The sequence below is a fragment of the Endozoicomonas atrinae genome, assembly GCF_001647025.1.
GTDB lineage: Bacteria > Pseudomonadota > Gammaproteobacteria > Pseudomonadales > Endozoicomonadaceae > Endozoicomonas > Endozoicomonas atrinae.
In genome coordinates, this window is the sequence record NZ_LUKQ02000349.1 from 1 (window position 1) to 4399 (window position 4399).

The window sequence follows — 4399 nt, forward strand, 5'->3', positions numbered from 1 at the left end:
GCGTCATTCGTAAGGCGATCAAGAACCGGAAGATTTTTCGGACTGATGAGTCAGTCATGAAGGTAATCTATCTGGCCATGGAAAAAGCTTCCGAGAAATGGACCATGCCGATCAGGAACTGGAAAGCAGCCATGAACCGGTTTGAAATTATGTTTCCTGACCGGTTCAAGGAGTAATAGTTTTGGTGGCGTTTACACAGAATTATTTACAGGCTCCCAGAAAGGCCCTTTTTTATTTATAGGTTGTAGTTGTAATTAACTTCAACAATCTTGCTCTTGAGCTTTGATAACTTTGGTTGAGTTGATTCTCGATAACGGGAAATGGCAGATAAACCGGCTACCTTTACCTGGATGACTGCTGATGTTAATACGACCTTCATGTCTTAATAAAACATGTTTCACTATCGCCAGTCCAAGACCGGTGCCTCCTGTTGCATGACTACGGCTTTTATCCACACGGTAAAATCGTTCGGTTAGTCTTGGAATATGGACAGGGTCAATGCCAACACCATTGTCCTGAACCATAAGATGCCCACCTTCCTGATCTTGCCACCACTTCACCTGCACCTTTCCTCCAGAAGGGGTATAACGTATAGCGTTATAAACCAAGTTAGAAAAGGCACTGCGTAGCTCCATTACGTCACCCATTAATGATGCATCATCTACGCACTCGAGCTGTAACTGGTGCTGATTTTCGCCACTTAATGCTTTGGCGTCGTTCACTATGCCCGTAAGCAGAGGCCTAAGCTTAACTGACTGGCTTATTCTTTCCGGTTCTGTCGCTTCAAGGCGTGAAAGCAACAAAAGATCCTCTATCAGTCGTTGCATTCTGGATGCCTGCTCCTGCATTTGGCCAAGAGCACGCTTAAAGATGGGCGGTGTATCCGGATTCATTTCCATACCATCACTCATCGTCTCCAGGTAACCAGAAATGACTGTCAGTGGAGTTCTCAATTCATGGGAAACGTTGGCAACAAAATCGGTTCTCATGATTTCAAGTTGATGCAATCGACTGACATCCCTGACCAGTAGAAGTCTATTACCCTGACCATAAACAGTAATTGCTACTTGAAGCTGTCGACTCTCGTGAACGGGGGAGTCTATCTTAATTGGCTCTTTGCCGCGGCTATTCTCCATATAGCTGGCAAATTTGGGATTTCTGACAAGGTTTGTCAGGGGTTGCCCCTGGTCATGGGGCATCTGCAGGCCCAGCAACTCTCCAGCTGCACGGTTCCACCACTCAAGGGAACCACTCTGATCAGCCATGATGATCCCGTCGTTTAGTGCTGCTGTTGACTCCTGTATACGTTCTATCACGCTGGCAAGTCGCTGTTTTGAGCGATTATGCTTTCGCTGTATTCTGTAAATACCGTCAAAAATCTCACCCCATACTCCTGAGCTTTCGGGGGGATCCAGCTCTTTATGGGCGGCTTCATCAAGCCATAAAAGCAATCGGTGAAGTTGGTGGTGGCTCCAGAGAAGATAGGAGAATGTAGCAATAAAAAGTCCCAGAAATATCTGGTCAGCTAGCCAGCCTGCAAGCAGTCCAATAGCGAGAATTGACGCCATTCGACTAGTAAACCAGGATCGGATAGAGCTTGTCACATGTAATTCCGGAGTTTGTTGAGCTGATGACTATTGGTTCTGCTCATCATCTTACTGTTGTCTGAGGATGTCGATGAAAACAGCTCAGACACTGTTTCCAGTCACCGCAGTAAAATCTTGAATCAGTTTCTATGACTTGGTTGAAAACCGGTAGCCAGTACCTCTGACGGTCTGAATGTAATTCTCATAGCCACTGCCCAGAGCTTTTCTCAGGCGGCGAATATGGACATCAACTGTTCTCTCTTCAACATACACATTGCCACCCCAGACCTGATCAAGCAACTGGCCACGGGAATACGCACGTTCCTGATGAGTCAGAAAAAACTGTAGCAATCGGTATTCAGTCGGCCCCATTTCTGCAGGGTTGCCATCAATACTGACTCGGTGGCTGACAGGGTCGAGTTCAAGTCCTTTGACGACGATAGTCGACTGCTCATCCATACCCTGAGTTCTGCGCAGTACCGCCTTGAGTCGGGCTGCAAGTTCACGGGGGGAGAAAGGTTTTGTGATGTAGTCATCTGCACCTGTCTCCAATCCCTGGATTTTATGGTCTTCTTCCCCTTTGGCTGTCAGCATAATGATGGGGATTTCTGCTGTCAGCTGGTCACGCTTAAGTCTTCTGGCCAGCTCAATACCAGAGATGTCGGGAAGCATCCAGTCCAGAAGAATCAAATCAGGTCTGTTATCAACCACCAGTGAGTGAGCCTGTTTTGCATCGGCGGCTTCCAGGCACTGGTAGCCAGCCATTTCCAGAGCCATGGCGACCATTTCCCTGATGGGTGCTTCATCATCCACAATTAGAATTGTTTTGCCAGACATAAAATCGAGCCTTTTTTTTAAGATTGTATCAAGACGACCATAGCCTTAAATAATGACAGTTTTATTACAGTTATCAGTGCAATATAGCATTGAAAAATAGTGGTCGGTGTAACACTATTATTCAGTACTATCGTTTAGTTTTAAGTAGAACAGCCACCAAGACAGCCACCAAGCCTTGACAGGAACTTCAAAACCGCCACTGTGTCTGATAAGCCATAGAAAAATAAAAGCACAGATAAGGAGACAGTATGGAGACTATAACCGATGTGGCACTGGCCGAAATACAGGCAGAGGTGCATGGTTCAAAAACAAAGCGAGAACTGACAGATAAATTGGATGGATTGCCAGGCGTCATTATGGCAAGAATAGCTGCCGATAAAGTTGATTTTTATTACAAATTCCAGTGGGAGAAAAAGCGAGAATTGTTACATCTTGGCATTTATTCACCAAGGGTAAGAAAAGATAGAATTACCCTGCCTCAAGCCTTCGATGATGTTATCAAGCATGCAGAGATCAGAAGTCATGGGAAAAACCCTAAGGATGTAATACGCCAGGAAAAGGAAGAACAGGAAGCAGGGTTGCGTCGGAGAATCAAACAGGCTGAGATCCAAGGGTTTGGAACCTTTGGACGATTGCTGATGATGTATGAGGATTCCATAATCAACCCAGATACTAAAGCCGATGTAAAAAGCACCTTTAAGCGAATAAGAGATCAGCTGCCAGAATTACTGACCCTGCAAGCCAGAGACATCGAGTGGGATCATTTAAAACCCGTTTTCCAAACATTACTTGATGAAGGTAAAGGTGCTATGGCAAATCATGTGCTGTCTTATGCCAAGGCTGCTTTCAACAAGGTGATGAAAATAGAACTTGATACCAGCATGCTCATCGATGCAAAGGATGAATTTGGTCTAATTGCTAACCCGCTCCAATATATTAAAGAGAATAGGAAATACAAGAATGCAGGCAAGACAGAGTGGAGCGAGGCTGAAATAGCCGCTGTTTGGCATAATGCTGTCCGTATAAAAGGCCCGATAACTGGAAGGTTTGTGCGATTCATTATAGCTACAGCAGGACAGCGGCTTAACCAGACTATCAGGGTGCCCTGGCAGGATTACCGATTGGACAGCGAAACGCCTTATTTTGAAATCGGAAATATGAAGAAAAAAAGGGGAGGTGTTGAAACCCCGCACATTGTACCGTTAAACCCCCTGGCAATGGCTGAAATAGAGGTATTGCGAGATATTACTGGACATTGTGACTATCCATTTGCAGGCAGGATAGGTTCAGGGCTTAATCCTCATGCACCACTGGCAAGTCGACGATTGAACAGTGTCATGACACAAATATGCAAAGAAACCAATATTAGAAATATCACCCTGGGAGCCACCAGAACGACATGCAAGACGCTGCTCGGCCCGCATAAAATAGAGAAGCATATAAAAAACATGCTGCACAGCCACGGCAGCCTAGATGTCGCTGATCAACACTATGATAAATTCGGCTACTTTCATGAAAAGCGAGCAGCCATGATGATATGGAATGAAGTGCTGGAGAGAATACTAAAGGAGAATCAACCGATGGTAAGGCGGTAGGGTGATCACCCTAACCGTCGTTGTTCTACCCAAGCAATAATTTCTGATCGTTTCCAAGCTACAGAGCGAGGCCCGACCTGAATGCGTTTTGGGAAGTTACCCGTCTTTTCAGCACGATGGATGGCCATGCGATTGAGGCCTGTCAGCTTTTCCACTTCAGCAGAACGAATTATACCAATTGAATTTTCTAACTACTGTATAACTGCCCAATCACGGGAGCACAGACTGAACAGTCGACCAGCTTCGCTGCAAAGGTTATTCCAAGCTTCACAGCAACAATCTACAATATTTTCATAACCTGAAAATGCTTTGTTTGATAAGTCATGCTCCCGCATCCACTCCCATAGCCTTTCTGAGCTGTTTAACTCCGGTGCGAATGGT

4 protein-coding genes and 2 pseudogenes are annotated in these 4399 nt (G+C 45.5%); 2 read left to right on the top strand and 4 right to left on the bottom strand.

Annotation, left to right across the window (positions count from 1 at the left end):
* Window positions 1–176, top strand: a pseudogene (locus tag AK963_RS32505) (IS256 family transposase); the annotation flags it as partial.
* An 84-nt stretch (window positions 177–260) separates the two neighbouring features.
* Here the strand turns inward: AK963_RS32505 and phoR are convergent.
* Both phoR and phoB read right to left on the bottom strand, forming a co-directional pair.
* Window positions 261–1568, bottom strand: coding sequence for a phosphate regulon sensor histidine kinase PhoR (phoR, locus tag AK963_RS25860; RefSeq protein WP_066018247.1), 1308 nt, complete (start codon window positions 1566–1568; stop codon window positions 261–263).
* 165 nt (window positions 1569–1733) lie between these two features.
* On the bottom strand, window positions 1734–2423 hold the full coding sequence (gene phoB, locus AK963_RS25865) for a phosphate regulon transcriptional regulator PhoB (RefSeq protein WP_066018248.1): 690 nt from the start codon (window positions 2421–2423) through the stop codon (window positions 1734–1736).
* 248 nt (window positions 2424–2671) lie between these two features.
* Between phoB and AK963_RS25870 the strand changes: the two genes are divergently transcribed.
* Window positions 2672–4018: a tyrosine-type recombinase/integrase gene (locus AK963_RS25870; protein WP_066018249.1), complete on the top strand. Its 1347-nt coding sequence runs from the start codon at window positions 2672–2674 to the stop codon at window positions 4016–4018.
* Between the two features lie 5 nt (window positions 4019–4023).
* Here AK963_RS25870 and AK963_RS31575 read toward each other — a convergent pair whose 3' ends face one another.
* Window positions 4024–4197 (bottom strand): AlpA family phage regulatory protein, encoded by a 174-nt coding sequence (locus AK963_RS31575; RefSeq protein ID WP_083232897.1) that lies wholly within the window; start codon window positions 4195–4197, stop codon window positions 4024–4026.
* 12 nt (window positions 4198–4209) lie between these two features.
* Window positions 4210–4399, bottom strand: a pseudogene (locus AK963_RS35970) (IS630 family transposase); the annotation flags it as partial.